Origin of the sequence: Nisaea sp., assembly GCF_965216895.1 — a bacterium.
In the GTDB taxonomy this organism is placed as follows: domain Bacteria; phylum Pseudomonadota; class Alphaproteobacteria; order Thalassobaculales; family Thalassobaculaceae; genus Nisaea.
On record NZ_OZ244205.1, the window covers coordinates 4,347,254 to 4,365,229 of the forward strand.

The following is a 17,976-nucleotide window of genomic DNA, read 5'->3' on the forward strand; positions in this document are numbered from 1 at the left end:
ATTCAAACGGAGCACTATCCATGGATCTGGGAATCAAAGGGAAGAAAGCGCTCGTCTGCGCGTCGAGCAAAGGTCTCGGCAAGGCGTCGGCGATGGCGCTTGCACAGAACGGCGTGGATCTCACCATCTGCTCTCGCACGCCGGAAGCGATCGAGGCCGCGGCCGACGAGATCCGGTCCGCGACCGGCGTCAACGTGCATGCGGTGGCCTGCGACATCACCACGCCGGAAGGCCGCGAGAAGGCTCTCGCGCCGTTCGATGCCAAACTCGACATCCTGGTGAACAACGCGGGCGGCCCGCCGCCGGGCAATTTCCGCGACTGGACCCGGGACGACTGGATCAAGGCCGTCGACGCCAACATGCTGACCGCGATCGAACTGATCAAGGCGACGGTCGACGGCATGATCGAGCGCAAGTTCGGCCGCATCGTGAACATCACCTCCGGTGCCGTGAAGTCTCCGATCGCGATCCTCGGCCTTTCCAACGGCGCACGTGCCGGCCTGACCGGATTTTGTGCCGGCATCGCCCGCGAGGTCGCCAAGGACGGAGTCACCATCAACGGACTGCTGCCGGGCCCGTTCGACACCGACCGGCTGCGCGGAAACATGAAGCTGCAGGCACAGAAGGCGGGCAAGGATTTCGAATCCTTCTATGCGGAGCAGGCGGCCGAACACACTGCGGGCCGTTTCGGCACGCCGGACGAGTTCGGCCAGACCTGCGCCTTTCTCTGCAGTGCCCATGCCGGTTACATCAACGGCCAGAACCTGCTGATGGACGGCGGCGCGTTCCGCAGCACCATGTAGGATCGTGACGGGTTTCGCCGGAAGGTGGGATAACCGTCATTGAACTGCAACATGACGAGACTAGTTTCCGGCCCGGGACTTTCCATGTCCCGGGCCGACCTGTGTTAAGACAGCAGTGATGCGCTGCTTGCGGTGTCAGGTCCCGCGAAGCTGTCAAGACTAGGAGGCGATCCCGTGAGCGAGAGTCAGCCGGAAAACATTGTGCGGATCGATGCCGCATCGCCGGAGCGTTTCTTCAATCGGGAACTCTCGTGGCTCAGCTTCAATCATCGTGTGCTGGAAGAGGCCGACAATCAGGCCCACCCGCTGCTCGAACGCCTGCGTTTCGTTTCGATCTCCGCTTCGAACCTGGACGAGTTCTACACGGTGCGCGTGGCCGGTCTGAAGGGCATGGTGAATGCCGGCGTCGCGACCGCGAGCGCGGACGGGCTGTCGCCGAGCAATCAATTGACCGCGATCGCCGAGAAGGCAGCGGAACTGATCGCCGTGCAGCAGAAATATCTGACCAAACTGCTCGGTGAATTGCGGTTGGCCGGTTTTCATCTGATCGGCGCCGACGACCTGACGGCGGCGGACACCAAATGGCTCGACAGCCATTTCATCGATCATATCTTTCCGCTTCTGACACCGCTCGCCATCGATCCCGCGCATCCGTTCCCGTTCCTGCCGAACGGCGGCGTCTGCCTCGCCCTGCAGCTGACCAACGAGTCGACCGGGGTCGACATGGAAGCGCTGTTGCCGCTGCCGGCCCAGGTCGGGCGGTTCGTGCGGCTTCCGGGAGACGATATCCGCTTCATCGCGATCGAGCAGGTGATCATCAAATACACCGATCAACTGTTTCCGAATTTCACCGTCTCGGGCCACGGCATCTTCCGCGTGTTGCGCGACAGCGAGATGGAGATCGACGAAGAAGCCGAAGACCTGGTGCTGTCCTTCGAATCCGCCCTGAAGCGGCGCCGGCGCGGAAACGTCATCCGGCTTTCCATGAACCGGGACATGCCCGATTTCCTGCGCGATTTCGTCATCGAGGAGATGAAGGTCGCGCCGGAAGATCTTTTCACGCTCGACGAGATGGTCGGGCTTGCCGATCTTTCCCAGCTCATCGTCAGCGAGCGACCGGACCTGCTCTGGAAGCCCTTCAACCCGCGTTTCCCGGAGCGCATTCGCGATTTCGGCGGCGATTGCCTGGCGGCGATCCGCGCCAAGGACATCGTCGTTCATCATCCCTACGAGAGCTTCGATGTGGTCGTGCAGTTCCTGCGCCAGGCGGCGGCCGACCCGGCGGTGGTTTCGATCAAGCAGACTCTTTATCGGACCTCAAAGGGCAGTCCGATCGTCAATGCGCTGATCGAGGCGGCGGAATCCGGCAAGTCGGTGACCGCGATGGTCGAGCTGAAAGCCCGGTTCGACGAGGAGGCCAATATCCGGCTCGCCCGCGATCTCGAGCGGGCCGGCGTGCAGGTGGTCTACGGTTTCGTCGACCTGAAGACTCACGCCAAGATCTCGCTGGTGGTCCGCCGCGAGGGCAACGGTCTCCGGAACTACGTGCATTTCGGCACCGGCAACTATCATCCGATCACCGCGAAGATTTATACCGACCTCTCGTTCTTCACCTGCGATCCGGTGCTGTGCAGAGATGCGGCGCGGATGTTCAACTACATGACCGGCTACGCAACGCCGCACAAGATGGACAAGCTCTCGCTCTCGCCGCTGACCATGCGCGAGACCCTGCACGATCTGGTCCAGGCGGAAATCGGTTACGCCCGGGAGGGCAAGCCCGCGGCGATCTGGGCGAAGATGAACTCTCTCGTCGATCCGGACCTGATCGACCTGCTCTACAAGGCCTCCTCCGCAGGCGTGAAAATCGACCTGGTCATCCGCGGCATCTGCTGCCTGCGTCCGGGACTTCCCGGATTGTCCGAAAACATCCAGGTGCGCAGCATCGTTGGCCGTTTCCTCGAGCATTCGCGAATTTTCTGTTTCGGCAACGGCCGAAAGCTTCCCTCCGACCAAGCGAAAGTGTACATCTCCTCAGCCGACTGGATGCCCCGCAACCTGGACCGCCGGGTCGAGCATTTCGTCCCGATCGAGAACCGGACGGTGCACAGGCAGGTACTGGATCAAATCATGGTCGCGAACCTGAAGGACGAGACGAATTCCTGGATCGCGCTGCCGGACGGACACTATGTCCGGGTGGCGGCGGACGCGGGCGCCTTCTCGGCGCACAATTACTTCATGACCAACCCGAGCCTGTCTGGCCGCGGCAGCGCTCTGAAGCGGTCAAACGAGATGCCCAAGAAGCTGAGCGGCGCGGAATAACGCTTGTCTGAAACCTTTTCTCCTGTCTGGAAAGCCGGGATCCATCTCGATCATCCCGGTCTCGTGGGGGTTCTCGACATCGGGTCGAACTCCGTCCGTCTTGTTGTCTTCGAGGCCGACGGGCGCATGCCGATCCCGCTCTTCAACGAAAAGGCCCTCTGCGGCCTGGGTGCCGGCCTGCAGGAAACCGGGCATCTCTCGGAACCGGGCGTCCGCTCGGCGATGGAGAATCTGGAACGCTACTTCACCATCGCTCGGGGGATGGGGGTCGAGGATATCAGCGTGCTCGCGACCGCCGCCGTGCGGGACGCGACCAACGGCGACGAGTTCGTCACCACGATCGAGGAGCGGTTCGGACATCGTGTGACGGTGCTCTCCGGAGACGAGGAGGCCCGGCTTTCTGCGCTTGGCGTGATCAGCGCCTTCCCGCAGGCGGACGGCGTGGTCGGGGACCTCGGCGGCGGCAGTCTCGAACTCGTGGACGTGCAGAACGGACAGGCGCGCCGCTTCGAGACCACGCCGCTCGGCCCGCTTCGGCTCGGCGAATTGACGGCGCAGACGCGGGACGCGATGACCGATCGGATCGACGGGATCCTGAAGGGCGTGGAGTGGCTGGGTGCTCTCGACGGCCGGGATCTCTTTGCCGTCGGCGGCGCCTGGCGGAGTCTCGCGCGCGCCCACATGGAGCTGACCGATTATCCGCTCGAAGTCATCCACAATTACGCGATTGGTGCCGGAGAAGTTTCCCGCTTCCTCGACGAGATCACCCGCATGGGCCGCAAGGACCTGCGCGCGCTGGGCGCGATTTCCAAACGTCGTATCGACAAGCTGCCGATCACCGCGCTGGTGCTGAAGCGGGTGGTCGAACTGGGGCGCGCGCGGCAGGTGGTCTTTTCCTCATTCGGACTGCGCGAAGGATGCCTCTACGATCGCCTGCCGCAGGGCGAGCAGGCGCGCGATCCGCTGATCGACAGTTGCATGGACATTGCCTACAAGAGTAGCCGTTTCAGTCCGCATCCCGATGTGCTCGAGCGCTGGATCTCCCCGTTCTTCGAGAATGTGCCCGCCAGTGAGCAGCGCTTGATCCGTGCTGCCTGCGCGCTCAGCGATTTCGCCTGGGGCGAGCATCCGAGCTATCGCGGGGAGCATGCCTTCAACCGGGTGCTGCGCCTGCCGGTGGTGGGGCTGAACCATGCCGACCGGGTGTTCCTCGCCTACGCCATCCTCGCCCGCTATACGGGCGGTGTCGAGGAAGAGGGGACGGTGCGGGTGCGCAAGCTGCTGTCGCTGCGCCGGCGCGAGCTCGCCCTGAATGTCGGCCTCGCTCTGCGCCTCGCGCTGACGCTCTCGGGAGGTGCGACCGAACTCCTGGAAAGCGCCCTCCTGGAGCGCGAACGGGACATGGTCGGTGAGCGCGGCTTCGTCATCAGTATGCGTGGCCACCAGGGAGGACTTGCCGGCGACGTGGTCACGCGCCGGATCAACGCCCTGTCAGAGGCCCTCGGGCAGGATATCCGGATCGAGCACTGACCGGACGGCGATCGTCCTTTCTCAGAACCGCATCAGCTTGATCCTGCCATCGTCGGCGGTCAGACCGATGCGCCCGTGCTTGAGATTGACCGCGTCGCCGCCAAAAATCTCTCGGCGCCACCCCTTGAGCGCCGGCACGTCGGCATCGTCGTCGAGTGCAATCGCCTCGATGTCGGAGGCATTGGCGATCAGCCGCGCCGCGACTTTCTCTTCTTCCGATCGGATCTTCAGGAGCACCTTCAGCAGTTCGACGATCGGACCCGGCGCTTCCCGCTTGTTCTCCTTCTCCGGAAGGGTGGGACACTGCTCCGGCGGGATCGCGAGACCCTTCTCAATGACACTGAGGATATCCCGTCCGAGACGGCCGTTCGCGGTCTGCGCATTGAAAGTTCGAGTGCGGGCGAGTTCTTCCGGCGTGGTCGGCGCGTGGGCCGCGAGATCCATCAGCACATCGTCCCGCAGAATCCGGTTGCGCGGCACGTCGCGCTGGCGGGCCTCCCGCTCGCGGTAGGCGGCGACCTGCTGCAGAACGGCAAGGAATTTCGGTTTGCCGCTGCGAACCTTGAGGCGCTGCCAGACGGTTTCGGGATCGGGGTCGTAGAGTTCCGGATCGGCCATTTTCGCGACTTCGTCCTCGATCCAGTCCTGCCGCCCCGTGCTCTCGATCTTCTGCACCAGCTTGCGGTAGACCTTGCGCAGGTGCGTGACGTCGGCGAGGGCATAGCCAAGCTGCTTCTCGCTCAGCGGCCGATGCGACCAGTCCGCAAAGCGGGAGCTCTTGTCCAGCCGGGTTCCGGTCAGACTCTGTACCAGCTTGTCATAGGAGACCTGATCGCCGAATCCGCAGACCATGGCGGCAATCTGGGTATCGAAAACCGGTGCCGGAAGCTCGCCGCAGAGATGGTAGAAGATCTCGAGATCCTGGCGCGCCGCGTGGAAGACCTTCAGCACCTTCCTGTCCTTCAGCAGCGCGACCAGAGGAGCGAGATCTATCCCGCTGGCAAGCGTATCGATCGCGACCGCCTTGTCGTCATTGCCGAGCTGAACCAGGCAAAGCTGCGGATAATAGGTTTTCTCGCGCATGAACTCCGTATCGATCGTCACGAAGTCCTCGGAAGCGAATTCGGCGCAGACCGCGGCGAGCGCTTCGGTATCGGAAATGATTGTCATGCCGGTTCTCATACACGGAAACGCGGTCGAGCGAAATGCTGTGAGCCGTACAAAACTGTCCCTTGTTTTCAATGTTCTAAGTCCTGGCGAAGCGCGTGGCCTGAAAACCGTTGGCGACGCGGCTTGCCTACTGCTGCGAAATAGGTAGAATAAAGTCGGATAACACGTTGATTCTTGCGGGAGAATCACGATGAAAAGAGGCCTGCTTGTCGCGGCCCTACCTCTGCTGCTCGGGGGATGTCTACCGATCTTGCCGCCGGCGATTCAGCTGGCGACGACGGGATTGTCCGGAATTGCCTTCATGGCGACCGGCAAGAGTACCACCGATCACCTCTTGTCGGCGGCCGTTGACGAGGACTGCTCCCTCCTTCGCGTCGCGTTCGGTGACGAGCCCTGCCACGAATATGCCAGCGACGACCAGAAGCCTCTGACGGAGATCGTGGCCTATTACCCCGGTGACGGCGACGACTGGATCGACCATGCCTCGATCCCGGCAGGTACCGTGAGCGGCAAGACGATGCTGACCATGAGCGCGGACGTCGACCCGGACGTCAGGGGGCGCGAGAACTGGCCCGGCCGGCAGGAATCCGAGACTCTTCTGGTCGAAGCCGCCGCTGAGAATGAGGACGGTGGTCGGTCTTCGAATGTGATCGATGCCGGGCTGGAGTCGTTGGAGGATCTGAGTGTCGCCGGGTTCGTGCCGGTTGCGGCGGCCCTCGAACCTGAGCCGCTTGCACTGAAGAGCGTTGTTGCGTCCTCTGAACACCTGCTGCTTCCGGTATCCGCCGACGTGAGCTGGAAGGTCGAACCGCAAGCCCGCGAGGCTCTTGCGGGACCGGCAGCCGATCCGGAGCCGACGACGGTCGAAACAAGCGCCCGGGCCACGATGACGGTTCTGCCAGTCCTGCGCCCGGTACGGGCGGTACCGGGCGAGCCAAAGTCGCATGTGGTCGAGAATCCTTCCGAGATCTTTGCAGAAACCGGCCTCGCCGGGACTAACGAGGCTCCGCGCGAGGCAGCCGAAGCGATCCTGCTTCACGACCGGTTTGCATCGAACCAGGGCATTGCTGCGCCGTCGCCGGTGATCATGTCGGTGCGTTTGAAGGGCAACCTGCTGCAACGTGTCACCGGTGGCGCGTTCGCCGGCTACGATGCCATGGTCGCGACCTCCAGCTTCGAGCCGGTTTTCGGCCTGAGACAATAGGTTGCCGGTCGCTTCAATCCATTGATCTTGAGTGAGCGGCGCCGTTGGACCGGCGGGAGAGAACGGGCCGGGGTCAGTGCGTGCCCGCTTTCGAGAACAGGTGAATGACCACGACGCCGCCCACGATCATGGCAAGGCCGATGATCGCCGGTACGTCAGGCATCTGCCGGTAGACGAAGACGCCGGCCACCGTGACCAGAACCACGCCGAGGCCGGCCCAGATCCCGTAGACGATCCCGACCGGCATTTCCCTCAGGCAGAAGCTGAGCAGCACGAAGGCGGCGGAATAGCTGCACAGAACCACGATCGAGGGAACGAGGACCGTGAAGCCGTTCGTTGCCTTCAGGGCCAGGGTGCCGATGACCTCCGCGACGATCGCGAGCCCCAGATAGAGATAAGCCATCCGGCTCACTCCCGTCAGGATTTGAGATTTGCGGACGATGCCGCCGCGGGAGCGACCCTAGGCCTTTCGACCTGGCCGGGCAACCGCGCGCCATGCCACGGCGGACGAAAAATGGCAGGCCAAAAGAAAAAGAGGGAGCCGATTGCTCAGCTCCCTCAAGGTTTGCTCTGGGTGCTTGCCGACAGAGGAGGCAAATGCCCGTATCGACAAGTAGATTGCACGCCAGGGGCGGTTACAGCTCAGCGAATGGGCTGTTCTGTTTCCGCGCGTACATTGCGCGGTCGACCCTGTCGAGCAATTCGGTTTCGGTGTCGTCCGGCCCGTAGGCGTCGTGACCGACACTTGCATGGAGATGAATGAGGGATCCGTGCCATTGCAGGACCCGGGTGTTCAATTCGCGGTCGAGCGCCTCGATGCGTGCGGTGGCATCGTCCTCGTCCGCACCGGTCATGATGACGGCGAACTCGTCTCCGCCGAGCCGCGCCACGCTATCGGTTTCGCGGGTCCGCGACTGAAGAATACGGGCGACCGTCACGAGCAGGGCATCGCCGGCCGCGTGACCGTGGGTGTCGTTGACGGCCTTGAACTTGTCGAGATCGATCAGGAGCAGCGTCCCGGAGATCCCCTGACGCTTGCTGGAGGCCAGCGCGCTCTGGAGACGGTCGGCGAAGCCGCGGCGATTCAGCAGGCCTGTCAGTTCATCGGTGACAGAAAGGCTCTCGAGATAGGCGATCCGCTTTTCCTGGCGGGCGATCCGGTTCTCGGCTTCGGTCATCGCGATCATGGCGAGACGCAGCGCGATTTCGGTGTCGTCCAGACCCTCGTCCTTCACGATTTCCGAGGCACGGGTCGCGATGTCCACCGGCATGCGGGAGAGGAGGTTGCCGACATCGAGATGTGCAAATGCGCTCGTCAATTGCGTGTCTTCCGGTTTCGGGTCTTGCGGGTGCATGAAGTTCGACATGTCACACCACCTGGTCGTTGTTTCTCGCCCTTTCGGCTTGCAGGCCCCGTGCCAACGCGGGATTGAATTGGAACTAATTGAAATTAAGGAAATATTTCTCTCAATGGCCGGTTTCATTTTGCCGCTGTAACGCCATATTGTTGATCGGCGGGCAGGAATTGCCGGGTATGGGGAAAGCTGTGCCGGGTAACCCGAGACAATGGCCGGCGACGACACGCCGGACGGAGGGAAATGTGGACGCAGTATTGAAGAAGGCCTTCGCGCTCGGCACGGTGCTGGCGGGGCTGGTTCTGCCCATTGCGGGCGCCGAAGCCGGAGCTGCGGACCGCCTCGTTCCCCACAAGGCACTCTACAAACTGTCCCTCAAGAGCACGGCGTCGAATACCGAGATCGTGGGGGTCGGCGGCCAGATGTCCTTCGAATGGCGCGATGAATGCGACGGTTGGGCGATAAACCAGCGCAATCTGATGATCCTGCAGAGCGCCGAAGGCGGCGTGCGGAGTGTCGATTCTCTGATGAGCACGTGGGAGGCGAAAGACGGCTCGTCCTTCCGCTTTATCGTCAAGAAGGAATTCGACGGGAACGGCGGCGAGATCATCGAGGGCCGCGCCGTCAGAGCGGGTGACGGCTCGGTGGTCGCCGCCTTCTCGGAACCCGAGAACAAGACCATGGACCTTCCGGCGGAGGTTCTGTTTCCGAGCCAGCATACCTTTCTGCTGCTGGACAGGATCGCGGCCGGCGCGAAATTCTTTTCCGCCCCACTGTTCGATGGATCGGAATTCGAGCCGGCGAGTTTTGTCTCGGCTGCGATCGGGCGGAAGAAATCGGCCGAGGGTGAGAAAGACCCCTTGATCTCCGGTGCCTACTGGCCGGTGCGTCTGGCCTTCTATGGTCCGGAAAGCAGCGAAGAGACGCCGGATTACGAACTCTCGGTCGATCTCCTCGCGAACGGCATCGCGCGCCGCCTCGAGATCCATTTCAAGGATTTCGCAGTAGACGTCACCTTGCAGCGTCTCGAGCGGCTGGCGGCCACAGGCTGCTAGCGACGGGGGCAATCAGTCCGCCCCGTCCTCCTCCTTCTCATCGGGAAGGCGTGAGGTAACGCCCTGTTTCTCCGTTTCCTGCCGGAACCCACGGCCTTTCGTGATCGCTTTCTTCCCGAGCTTCGCCCTGACGGCGTCCATCGCGCTTTCGACCTTGCGTCGGCGGCCGAGACCCGGATCGGCAAGGTCCGGAAGGTCGGCGCCTTCTGGATCCGCAAGCTCGGAGACGCCGATCCCGATGAGCCGGAACGCCCGTCCGTCGAGTTCACGCTCGAGCAGCCGGCGTCCGGCCCTGTAGAGCGTTTCGGCCATCTGCGTCGGGCCGGGCTGATGGACCTGACGGCTGATCTGCCTGAAATCGGCGGTCTTGAGTTTGAGGATGATCGTCCGTCCGCTCAGGGCCTTTGTCTTCAGTCGGCCGGACAATTCCTCGGCGAGGCGCCAGAGCACAGGATCCAGTTCCTCCAGCGTTCTCAGATCCTCCGAGAATGTGGTCTCGCAGGAGACGCTCTTGGTTTCGGACTGGGGATCGACCTTTCGGTCGTCGCGGCCTTGGGCGAACCGGGCGAGCCGGGTGCCGATGCTACCGTAGCGGCGCACCAAAGCATCCTCCTCCATGCCCTGGAGGTGTCCGACGGTCTCGATCCCGTCTTTCCGCAGCTTCTCGTGCAGCGACTTGCCGACGCCCCAGATCGTGGTCACGGGGCGGTCGCGCAGAAACGCGCGCGAGTCCTCCCGTCCGATCGCCGCGAATCCGCGCGGCTTGTCGAGGTCGGAGGCCACCTTGGCGAGAAACTTGTTATAGCTGAGGCCGATCGAGGCCGTGACGCCGATCTCTGTCTCTATGCGGGCAACGAGCCGGCAGAGGGTTTCGGCCGGAGGCGCGTGATGGAGGCGTTCCGTCCCGCCCAGGTCGAGAAAGGCCTCGTCGATCGAGATCGGCTCAACCAGCGGCGTGACCGAATGCATGAGTTCGCGAATCTGTTTCCCGATCCGGCTGTATTTTCGCATGTCGGGCTTGATCACCACGGCATGGGGGCAGGCCTTGAGGGCCTTGAACATGGGCATGGCCGAACGGATGCCGTAGGTTCGGGCGACATAGCAGGCGGCGGAGACGACGCCGCGCTTGCCGCCGCCGACGATCACGGGCTTGCTCAGAAGCTCCGGGTTGTCGCGTTTTTCAACCGTGGCATAAAACGCGTCGCAATCAATATGGGCGATGGAGAGCGCACGGATCTCCGGGTGCGCGGAGATCCGTGGTGAACCGCAGCGGGGGCAACGGGCGCCGTCTGTAGACGGGACACTCTCGTGCCAGCAGAAGCAGCTGCGGCAGATCGCGGGCAGCCTTATCGAGACATCGCGCTCGGTCATCTTTCCGCAGTCGGCACCGTTGTCGGGATTACCCGGTATTTCCTATGCCGGCCACAGCCACGCCGCGCCGCGCACGCCGCTGGAGTCGCCATGGACCGGGGGACTCAATTCCGTCTTCACGATATCGGAAAAGACGTGCGGCTCCCAGAGGCGCGGGACCGTTTCGTAGAACCGCCGTACATTCGACAGTCCGCCGCCCAGCACGATGACATCCGGATCGAGAATGTTGATCACATGCGCGAGGGCGCGTGCGAGGCGGTCCTCATAGCGGTCGAGCACGGCGTCGGCGATCGGGTCTCCGGCCCCGGCGCGCGCGGCGATCTCGCTGCCCGAGCGCGGCTTTCCGCCTGCCGCCACATACTGGCGCTCCAGCGCCGGTCCACAGAGGAAGGTCTCTATGCATCCGCGCCGTCCGCAATAACATTCCTCTCCCGGGCGTTCGTCGTCACGGGGCGCGGGAAGGGGATTGTGCCCCCATTCACCGGCGATCGCGTTGCGTCCCTCGACGGCCTCGCGCCGTATCGCGATGCCGGCACCGACGCCGGTTCCGAGGATCACGCCGAAGACAATCTCGGCATCGCGGCCGGCGCCGTCGACGGCTTCCGATACAGCGAAACAATTGGCGTCGTTCTGGATGCGGACAGGACGCCTCAGCGCCGCTTCCAAGTCCCGGCGCAGCGGTTTCCCGATCAGCCAGGTTGAGTTCGCGTTCTTTACCAGGCCGGTATCGCGCGAGACCGTTCCGGGTATACCCACGCCGACAGAACAGGATTGCCCGATCCGCTCCTCTGCGCGATTGACCAGCGCGCCAATCGTGCCGATCGTGGCGCCATAGTCGCCTCGGCGGGTGGGGACCCGCTCCTGAACGATCGGTTCTCCCGAGGGTGAGAGTGCGACCAACTCGGTCTTGGTCCCGCCGAGGTCGATCCCGATCCGGAATTGGGATTGGCCGGGTGCGTCCATCGCCTGCCCTGCTTTGATCAATGGTCACTTGCGCTTGGAGTGTTTAAACTGTTTATTCATTTGTAAGTTATTAATTTTATCCGGTCATACAGGGTCGGGTCACGGTACTGCGCAGCGAATGTGCGCGAAGGTTCTGATGGAGGACGGAGTGGCGGCAGAAACGTCAGTCGAGAAAACGGTACTCATCGTTGAGGATAACGAACTCAACATGAAGCTGTTCCACGACCTCCTGGAAGCGCACGGCTACAACATCCTCGGCACCCGAGATGGCATGGAAGCCCTGAAGATTGCCCGCGAGAAGCGGCCCGATCTCATTCTGATGGATATCCAGCTTCCCGAGGTTTCCGGCCTCGAAGTGACGAAATGGATCAAGGAAGACGATGACCTCAGCGCGATTCCCGTGATTGCTGTCACGGCCTTTGCCATGAAGGGCGATGAGGAAAAGATCCGGGAAGGCGGCTGCGAAGCCTATATCGCCAAGCCGATATCGGTGAGCCATTTCCTGGAGACGGTTCAGAAATTCCTCGGATAGACCGCGATGCCTGGACGCGTACTCGTCGTTGACGACGTCCTGCCGAACATCAAGCTGCTCGAAGCCAAGCTTATGAGCGAGTATTTCGATGTGCGGACGGCTTCCAACGGACCCGAAGCGCTCGAAATCATCGAGTCCGAAATTCCCGATATCGTCCTGCTCGACGTCATGATGCCGGGAATAGACGGCTTCGAGGTCTGTAAGCGCATCCGCAACAATCCGGCGACGGTGCATCTTCCCGTGGTCATGGTGACCGCGCTCAGCGATCCGTCTGACCGGGTCCGGGGGCTTGAAGCCGGGGCCGACGATTTCCTGACCAAGCCGGTCGACGATACTGCTCTTTTCGCCCGTGTGCGCTCGCTGCTCCGCCTCAAGGTGATGATGGACGAGTGGCTTCTGCGCGAGCAGACGTCAGCTCATTTCGGTGTGCTGGAGGCGGGATCGGGATTGCAGCCGGTCGGGTACGAGTCCGGCAGAATCCTGCTGGTCGAGGACAACCCGATCGATGCTGCGAACACCCGAAACATCCTGAACCGGGACGATAACGAGGTCCATGTCGCTGCCGACGCCGCGCAGGCGCGGGAAATCGCGACCTCAACCGATGTCGAGCTCATTGTCTGCAGCCTGAACCTGGAGACGGAGGACGCACTGCGCCTCGTCTCGCAGTTCCGCGCTTCGGAGCGGACGCGCCAGGTTCCCGTGCTGATGACCGGCGAGATGGATCAACTCGACAAGCTGGCGAAGTCTCTGGACCTCGGCGCCAACGACTACATCATGAAGCCGCTCGACAAGAACGAGCTGACGGCCCGCACGAGGACCCAGATCCGCCGGCGGCGCTTTCAGGACAGGCTGCGCGACAATTACGAGCGCTCCCTCTCGATGGCGCTGATAGACAGCCTCACGGGTCTTTATAACCGGCGATACCTCGAGACCTATCTCAAGAGCCTGATGGACAGCGCGGTGGAACGGCGCAAGCCGCTGGCGCTGCTGATGCTGGATATCGATCATTTCAAAGCGGTCAACGACACCCATGGTCACCTCGTGGGGGACCGGGTGTTGAAGGCCGTGGCGGGAGCCCTGACCAACAGCCTGCGTTCGGTCGATATGGTCGCGCGGATCGGTGGCGAGGAATTCGTCGTGGTCATGCCCGACACCTCGGAGGAGTTCGCCGAAGCCGTCGCCGAGCGACTACGCAAGCGCGTTGCGGACACGGTCGTTGCGGTCGAGAGCACCGACGGACCGATTTCGGTGAAGATCAGTATCGGCCTGACCATGCGACGCGACGAGGACCTGGCCGTCGAGGATCTGATCCGCCGTGCGGACAAGGCGCTTTACGGTGCGAAGGCGGCGGGGCGAAACCGGGTCGTCGCGGATACTTCCGAGCCCGACTGAGCAATTTCTCCAGAGGCATCCGGACAAAACAAAACGGGCCGCGTGAACGGCCCGTTCTGGTCATCGTTCGGCGGAAACCGCTTACTTGATCTTGGATTCCTTGAACAGCACGTGCTTGCGCGCAACCGGGTCATACTTCTTGAGCTGAAGCTTCTCGGTCTGAGTGCGCGGGTTCTTCTTCGTAACGTAGAAGTATCCGGTATCAGCGGTGCTGACGAGCTTGATAAGCACTGTCGCGGGCTTGGCCATCGCCGTTCCCCATCATTCGGAGTGAATTCGAAGGCCGCAAACATATCCATATCCAGGCCTCTGTCAAGCGCCTATCGGCAATTCCCGGGCCGGCGGGACTATTGGGCGGGAGAGGGCCATTTCGAAGCGATGAGGGACGCTTCGAAAGCACGCTCGAACTGACCCGGTTCGCGCAGCAGTCTGAGCGCCAGGGCGAGGTCGAGGTCACCGGCATCGCCGACAGGTTTCCGGTCGCTGCAGCGTTCAAGCAGCACTTTCTGGATGCTGTCGTCAAGATCGTGCGCGATCCTGCGCAGGCGCAGAAGCTCGCGCGCGCGGACCGCAGCCACGCGGGCATCGGCGCCGACAAACTGCAGGTCTGGGTCCGCGATCTCGGCCGAGCAGATCGTCGGGTAGACACCGAACGGCCCGATCGGATAGCCGGACGGGGTGTACATCTTGGCCCAGGTGATGATCAGCTCGCCATCGTTCGGCAGGCGTACGATCATCTGCACAGTGCCTTTGCCGTAGGTGCGCGAGCCGATCAGCACGGCGCGTCCGCTGTCCTGCAGCGCGCCGGCGACGACTTCCGAGGCGGAGGCCGAGTCTCCGTCGATCAGGACGATCAGCGGAACGCCGACCGCGATATCCGGCTGGTCGGCCTTGAATTCCTTCTCCGAACGCGGATGGCGGCCTTTGGTCAGCAGGATGCGTCCATCCTCGATGAACAGGTCCGCGATGGACACGGCATCGCGCAGCACACCGCCGCGGTTGTGCCTGAAATCGAGAATGATCCCGTTCATCGACGGGCCGATTGTCGCTGCGGCTTCGGCGATCTTCTGGCGCAGGCTTGTGGCCGTGGCTTCGTTGAAACTCCGGATCTCCAGATGAGCGCTGTCGCCCAGACGTTTGAGATAGACCGTCTGCTCGATCACGGGGGCCCGGGTCACGGAAACGGTCCGCTCGCGCTCCTGTGATTCCGTGGTTATCCGAACCACGCTCCCGTCATGCCCGCGCAGCAGGTCGGAGACCGCCAGCAGGTCGAGCCCCGCCACCGTCCTGTCGTCAATTGCGACGATCATGTCGCCGACAGTGAGACCGCTTTCCGCGGCGGGGCCGTTCTCGAAGACCTCCTGGATACGGAACAGGCCGCTTTCCTTGATCAGCACAACTCCGATGCCGGAATAGCCTCGACGATGAGCCCGGCTCCGGCTTGCGTCGGCAGCGGTCGTATAGCGCGAGAACCGGTCGAGATCGGCAAGCGCGCTTTCGAAGACCAGATTGTAGAGCGTCTCCGGCGGCGCGTCGCGCAAGGCGGGCGAGACCCGTCGGCCGGTATCGATTACTGCCGCGGTGAGCATGCTCCAGCGTGCCACGTCGTCCGAGTCGGGGACGGTGAATGCGGCGACGTCCCGGCCGTCGCGCCCGACAACGACCTGGTCGCCGTGATCCACGACAGTGACCGTATCGTCGAGTTTCCGCATTCCTTGCAGCCCGGTCATCACGAGCGACGGCAGATCGGTTTCCTCGATATAGAAACTGGTGATGCCTTCGAAGCCGGCGGAGAAAACTTCGGTCGCCGCGTCCCGGTCGTAGACCGTCGGATCCACGGGAGCGCGCGGCATCGCGCAGGCCGCCAGTGCGGACAGCAGTACCGCACAGAGAAAGCGCGACGGGGCGAAGCGCAATTGTCTGGGCCGGTAATCTCGAATGGCGTCTGTGTGCCGGTTCAACGACTTATGGTTCATGTCCACACTATAGGCGGAAAAGCCGCACGCGTCAGCGGGACTTCTTCGGGCGTCCGCGGGCGTTCCCGCCCTGACCGTGCCTGTGCCGACCGCGGCGCTTGCGGATGCCACCGGGCCGGCGCGACCCGCGCTGGCCCCCGGGGCGTCCTTCGGTTCCGCCCGAGATGTAGTCCAGCAGCAGTCCACCGGTGAGCGGTTCCGCGTCAACGAGGCGAACGGTGACCGTGTCGCCGATCCTGAAAGTCAGGCCCGTGGCCCGTCCGCTGAGCGAATGGCGGTGGTCGTCAAGATCGTAGAAGTCCCCTGGCAAGCGCTTCATCGGCAGCAGGCCGTCCGCCCCGATCCCGGCAAGGGCGATGAAGAGGCCCGCCGACCCGACGCCGGAGACGCGCGCCTCGAAGGTGTTTCCCACCTGGTCCGTCAGATAGGCGGCGACATAGCGCGAGATCGCCGAGCGCTCCGCGGCCGCCGCGCGCCGTTCGGTCATGGAGATATGTTCGGCTGTATCGTTGAACGCCTCCATCTCGACATCGCCGAGCCCATCCTTGCCGAAACCGTGCGCATCGATCAGCGCGCGGTGCACCAGCAGGTCGGAATAGCGTCGGATCGGCGAGGTGAAATGGGCGTAGCGCCGGAGGCCGAGCCCGAAATGGCCGATATTGTCAGGGCTGTAGACGGCCTGGCTCTGGCTGCGCAGCACCAGTTCGTTCACGATGGTCTCGTGCGGGCCGCCGCGGACCTTGGCGAGAAGCTCGTTGAAGGTCCTGGGCCGGATTACGCCGGAGGTACCGAAGGGAAGGTCGAGCCCTTCGAGATATTCCTTCAGCGCCTCGATCTTCTCGGGATCGGGGGTCTCATGGATCCGGTACATGCAGAGCCGCCGCTTGGCTTCCAGCGTCTCGGCCGCGGCGACGTTCGCCAGGACCATGAATTCCTCGATCAGCCGGTGGCTGTCGAGCCGTTCGCGCGGCTCGATCGACGCGATTTTGCCGTCGTCGCCGAGCACGACCTTGCGCTCTGGCAGGTCGAGATCGAGGGCGCCGCGCTCTGACCTCGCGGCGAGCAGTAGCCGGTAGGCGCCGTAGAGAGGTCCGATCACGCCCTCCGGCACAATATCGCCGTCATCGCGGCCATCCGCTGCTGCCTGGACCTGCTCGTAGGTCAACCGCGCCGAGGAGCGCATCAGGCCGCGCATGAACCTGTGCCGCACCTTCTGGCCGCGCGCATTGATGACCATCTCGACCGCAAGGCAGGCCCGGTCCTCGTCGGGGCGGAGCGAACACAGGCCGTTCGAGAGCGCCTCCGGGAGCATCGGCACGACCCGGTCGGGGAAATAGACGGAGTTGCCGCGCTTGCGTGCCTCCGTGTCGAGCGCGTCTCCCGGGCGGACATAGTGCGCGACATCTGCGATCGCGACGAGAACGCGGTAGCCGCCCGGGTTCTTCGGATCTCCGTCCGCCTCGGCGAAGACAGCGTCGTCGAAATCGCGCGCGTCGCTGCCGTCGATCGTCACCAGCGGCAGCGGCCTGAGATCGGTCCGCTTGCCGAGCGTGACCGGTTTCGCGGCATTCGCCTGTGCCTCGCAGGCGTCCGGAAACACGGAGGGGATCTCGTGCTCGGCAATCGCAATCAAGCTGACGGCGCGCGGCGCCGCGGCATCGCCGAGAACCTCGATGACCCGTGCGTGGCGCAGTCCCATACGGCCGCGCGGCAGGATCTCCGCGACGACCAGTTCGCCCGGCTTGGCATCCGCCGTCTCACCCGGCTCGACAGTATAGTCGGCCCTGGCCTTCCGGTCGGAGGGCAGGATCCGGTAGTCCTTGCCCTCGCGCTTCAGCTGGCCCACGACCCGCTCGCCGCGGCTTTCCAGCTTGCGCATGATCCGGCCGCGGTATTTTCCCTGGGCGACCCGCTCCAGCTTCACGAGCGCGCGGTCCCCGGTCCCGATGGCAGGTGCGCGGCTGGAGGGCGGGATCGTGATGGGGGGCGGCTCTCCCTGTTCGCGCCAGGGGAGCGGGCGGGCGCTCGCATGCCCGTCCTCGTCGATCCCCGTGATGGCGACCACGGTGACCTCCGGCAGCGTGCCCGGCGCGGCCGCACGGCGGTTCCGGCCGAGATCGATCACGCCTTCCGCTGCCAGATCTTTCAGCAGGGCTTTCAGCGGGATCCGGTCGGCACCCTTGATGTTGAAGGCGCGCGCGATTTCCCGGCGGCCGACCGGAGTCGGACTGTCCTGGATGAACTCGATGACGGCCTCGCGGCTCGGCAGACCGTGAGGCGGTTTCCGGGCGGTCACGCGATCCGCC

General features: G+C 63.5%; 15 protein-coding genes. 7 read left to right on the plus strand and 8 right to left on the minus strand.

The features are described from left to right. Nucleotides 1-20 precede the first annotated feature (20 nt). The 3 genes from ACOOE1_RS20610 (at nucleotide 21) to ACOOE1_RS20620 (ending at nucleotide 4,652) form a co-directional block, all read left to right on the plus strand. Complete coding sequence (locus ACOOE1_RS20610) at nucleotides 21-803, plus strand: SDR family oxidoreductase (RefSeq protein ID WP_420404085.1); 783 nt, start codon at nucleotides 21-23, stop codon at nucleotides 801-803. 174 nt (nucleotides 804-977) lie between these two features. Next, nucleotides 978-3,122 (plus strand): RNA degradosome polyphosphate kinase, encoded by a 2,145-nt coding sequence (locus tag ACOOE1_RS20615; protein ID WP_420404086.1) that lies wholly within the window; start codon nucleotides 978-980, stop codon nucleotides 3,120-3,122. A gap of 3 nt (nucleotides 3,123-3,125) precedes the next feature. Next, nucleotides 3,126-4,652, plus strand: coding sequence for a Ppx/GppA family phosphatase (locus ACOOE1_RS20620; protein WP_420404087.1), 1,527 nt, complete (start codon nucleotides 3,126-3,128; stop codon nucleotides 4,650-4,652). A 21-nt stretch (nucleotides 4,653-4,673) separates the two neighbouring features. On the opposite strand, the gene rnd is transcribed toward ACOOE1_RS20620, so the two are convergent. Next, nucleotides 4,674-5,822 (minus strand): ribonuclease D, encoded by a 1,149-nt coding sequence (gene rnd / locus ACOOE1_RS20625; protein ID WP_420404088.1) that lies wholly within the window; start codon nucleotides 5,820-5,822, stop codon nucleotides 4,674-4,676. Between the two features lie 190 nt (nucleotides 5,823-6,012). Between rnd and ACOOE1_RS20630 the strand changes: the two genes are divergently transcribed. Next, nucleotides 6,013-7,026 carry a hypothetical protein gene (locus ACOOE1_RS20630; protein WP_420404089.1) on the plus strand — a complete coding sequence of 338 codons (1,014 nt, stop codon included), beginning with the start codon at nucleotides 6,013-6,015 and terminating at the stop codon, nucleotides 7,024-7,026. A gap of 73 nt (nucleotides 7,027-7,099) precedes the next feature. On the opposite strand, the gene ACOOE1_RS20635 is transcribed toward ACOOE1_RS20630, so the two are convergent. Both ACOOE1_RS20635 and ACOOE1_RS20640 read right to left on the minus strand, forming a co-directional pair. Further along, on the minus strand, nucleotides 7,100-7,429 hold the full coding sequence (locus tag ACOOE1_RS20635; RefSeq protein ID WP_420404090.1) for a DMT family transporter: 330 nt from the start codon (nucleotides 7,427-7,429) through the stop codon (nucleotides 7,100-7,102). 232 nt (nucleotides 7,430-7,661) lie between these two features. Next, entirely contained in the window at nucleotides 7,662-8,393 is a 732-nt protein-coding gene (locus ACOOE1_RS20640) for a GGDEF domain-containing protein (protein WP_420404091.1), read from the minus strand. 233 nt (nucleotides 8,394-8,626) lie between these two features. On the opposite strand from ACOOE1_RS20640, the gene ACOOE1_RS20645 reads away from it, so the two are divergent. Next, nucleotides 8,627-9,436, plus strand: coding sequence for an EipB family protein (locus ACOOE1_RS20645; RefSeq protein WP_420404092.1), 810 nt, complete (start codon nucleotides 8,627-8,629; stop codon nucleotides 9,434-9,436). Nucleotides 9,437-9,448: 12 nt separating this feature from the next. Here ACOOE1_RS20645 and ACOOE1_RS20650 read toward each other — a convergent pair whose 3' ends face one another. Both ACOOE1_RS20650 and ACOOE1_RS20655 read right to left on the minus strand, forming a co-directional pair. Continuing rightward, entirely contained in the window at nucleotides 9,449-10,807 is a 1,359-nt protein-coding gene (locus ACOOE1_RS20650; RefSeq protein WP_420404093.1) for a DNA polymerase IV, read from the minus strand. Nucleotides 10,808-10,849: 42 nt separating this feature from the next. Beyond that, a complete protein-coding gene (locus ACOOE1_RS20655; RefSeq protein WP_420404094.1) occupies nucleotides 10,850-11,770 on the minus strand; it encodes an ROK family protein in 921 nt (306 codons plus the stop codon). 148 nt (nucleotides 11,771-11,918) lie between these two features. Here ACOOE1_RS20655 and ACOOE1_RS20660 point away from each other — a divergent pair, with 148 nt between their 5' ends. Together ACOOE1_RS20660 and ACOOE1_RS20665 are read left to right on the plus strand one after the other, a co-directional pair. Further along, the gene (locus ACOOE1_RS20660; RefSeq protein ID WP_292887680.1) at nucleotides 11,919-12,302 is read left to right on the plus strand and encodes a response regulator; all 384 of its coding nucleotides are present in this window, start codon (nucleotides 11,919-11,921) and stop codon (nucleotides 12,300-12,302) included. 6 nt (nucleotides 12,303-12,308) lie between these two features. After that, nucleotides 12,309-13,694: a PleD family two-component system response regulator gene (locus ACOOE1_RS20665; protein ID WP_420404095.1), complete on the plus strand. Its 1,386-nt coding sequence runs from the start codon at nucleotides 12,309-12,311 to the stop codon at nucleotides 13,692-13,694. Nucleotides 13,695-13,775: 81 nt separating this feature from the next. Here ACOOE1_RS20665 and rpmG read toward each other — a convergent pair whose 3' ends face one another. The 3 genes from rpmG to rnr all read right to left on the minus strand — a co-directional run bounded on the left by rpmG (nucleotide 13,776) and on the right by rnr (nucleotide 17,966). Continuing rightward, nucleotides 13,776-13,943, minus strand: coding sequence for a 50S ribosomal protein L33 (gene rpmG / locus ACOOE1_RS20670; protein WP_193188080.1), 168 nt, complete (start codon nucleotides 13,941-13,943; stop codon nucleotides 13,776-13,778). Nucleotides 13,944-14,041: 98 nt separating this feature from the next. Continuing rightward, nucleotides 14,042-15,655, minus strand: a complete 1,614-nt coding sequence (locus ACOOE1_RS20675) for a S41 family peptidase (protein WP_420404096.1) — start codon at nucleotides 15,653-15,655, stop codon at nucleotides 14,042-14,044. Between the two features lie 46 nt (nucleotides 15,656-15,701). Beyond that, nucleotides 15,702-17,966 carry a ribonuclease R gene (rnr, locus tag ACOOE1_RS20680; RefSeq protein WP_420404097.1) on the minus strand — a complete coding sequence of 755 codons (2,265 nt, stop codon included), beginning with the start codon at nucleotides 17,964-17,966 and terminating at the stop codon, nucleotides 15,702-15,704. Between the last annotated feature and the right edge of the window lie 10 nt (nucleotides 17,967-17,976).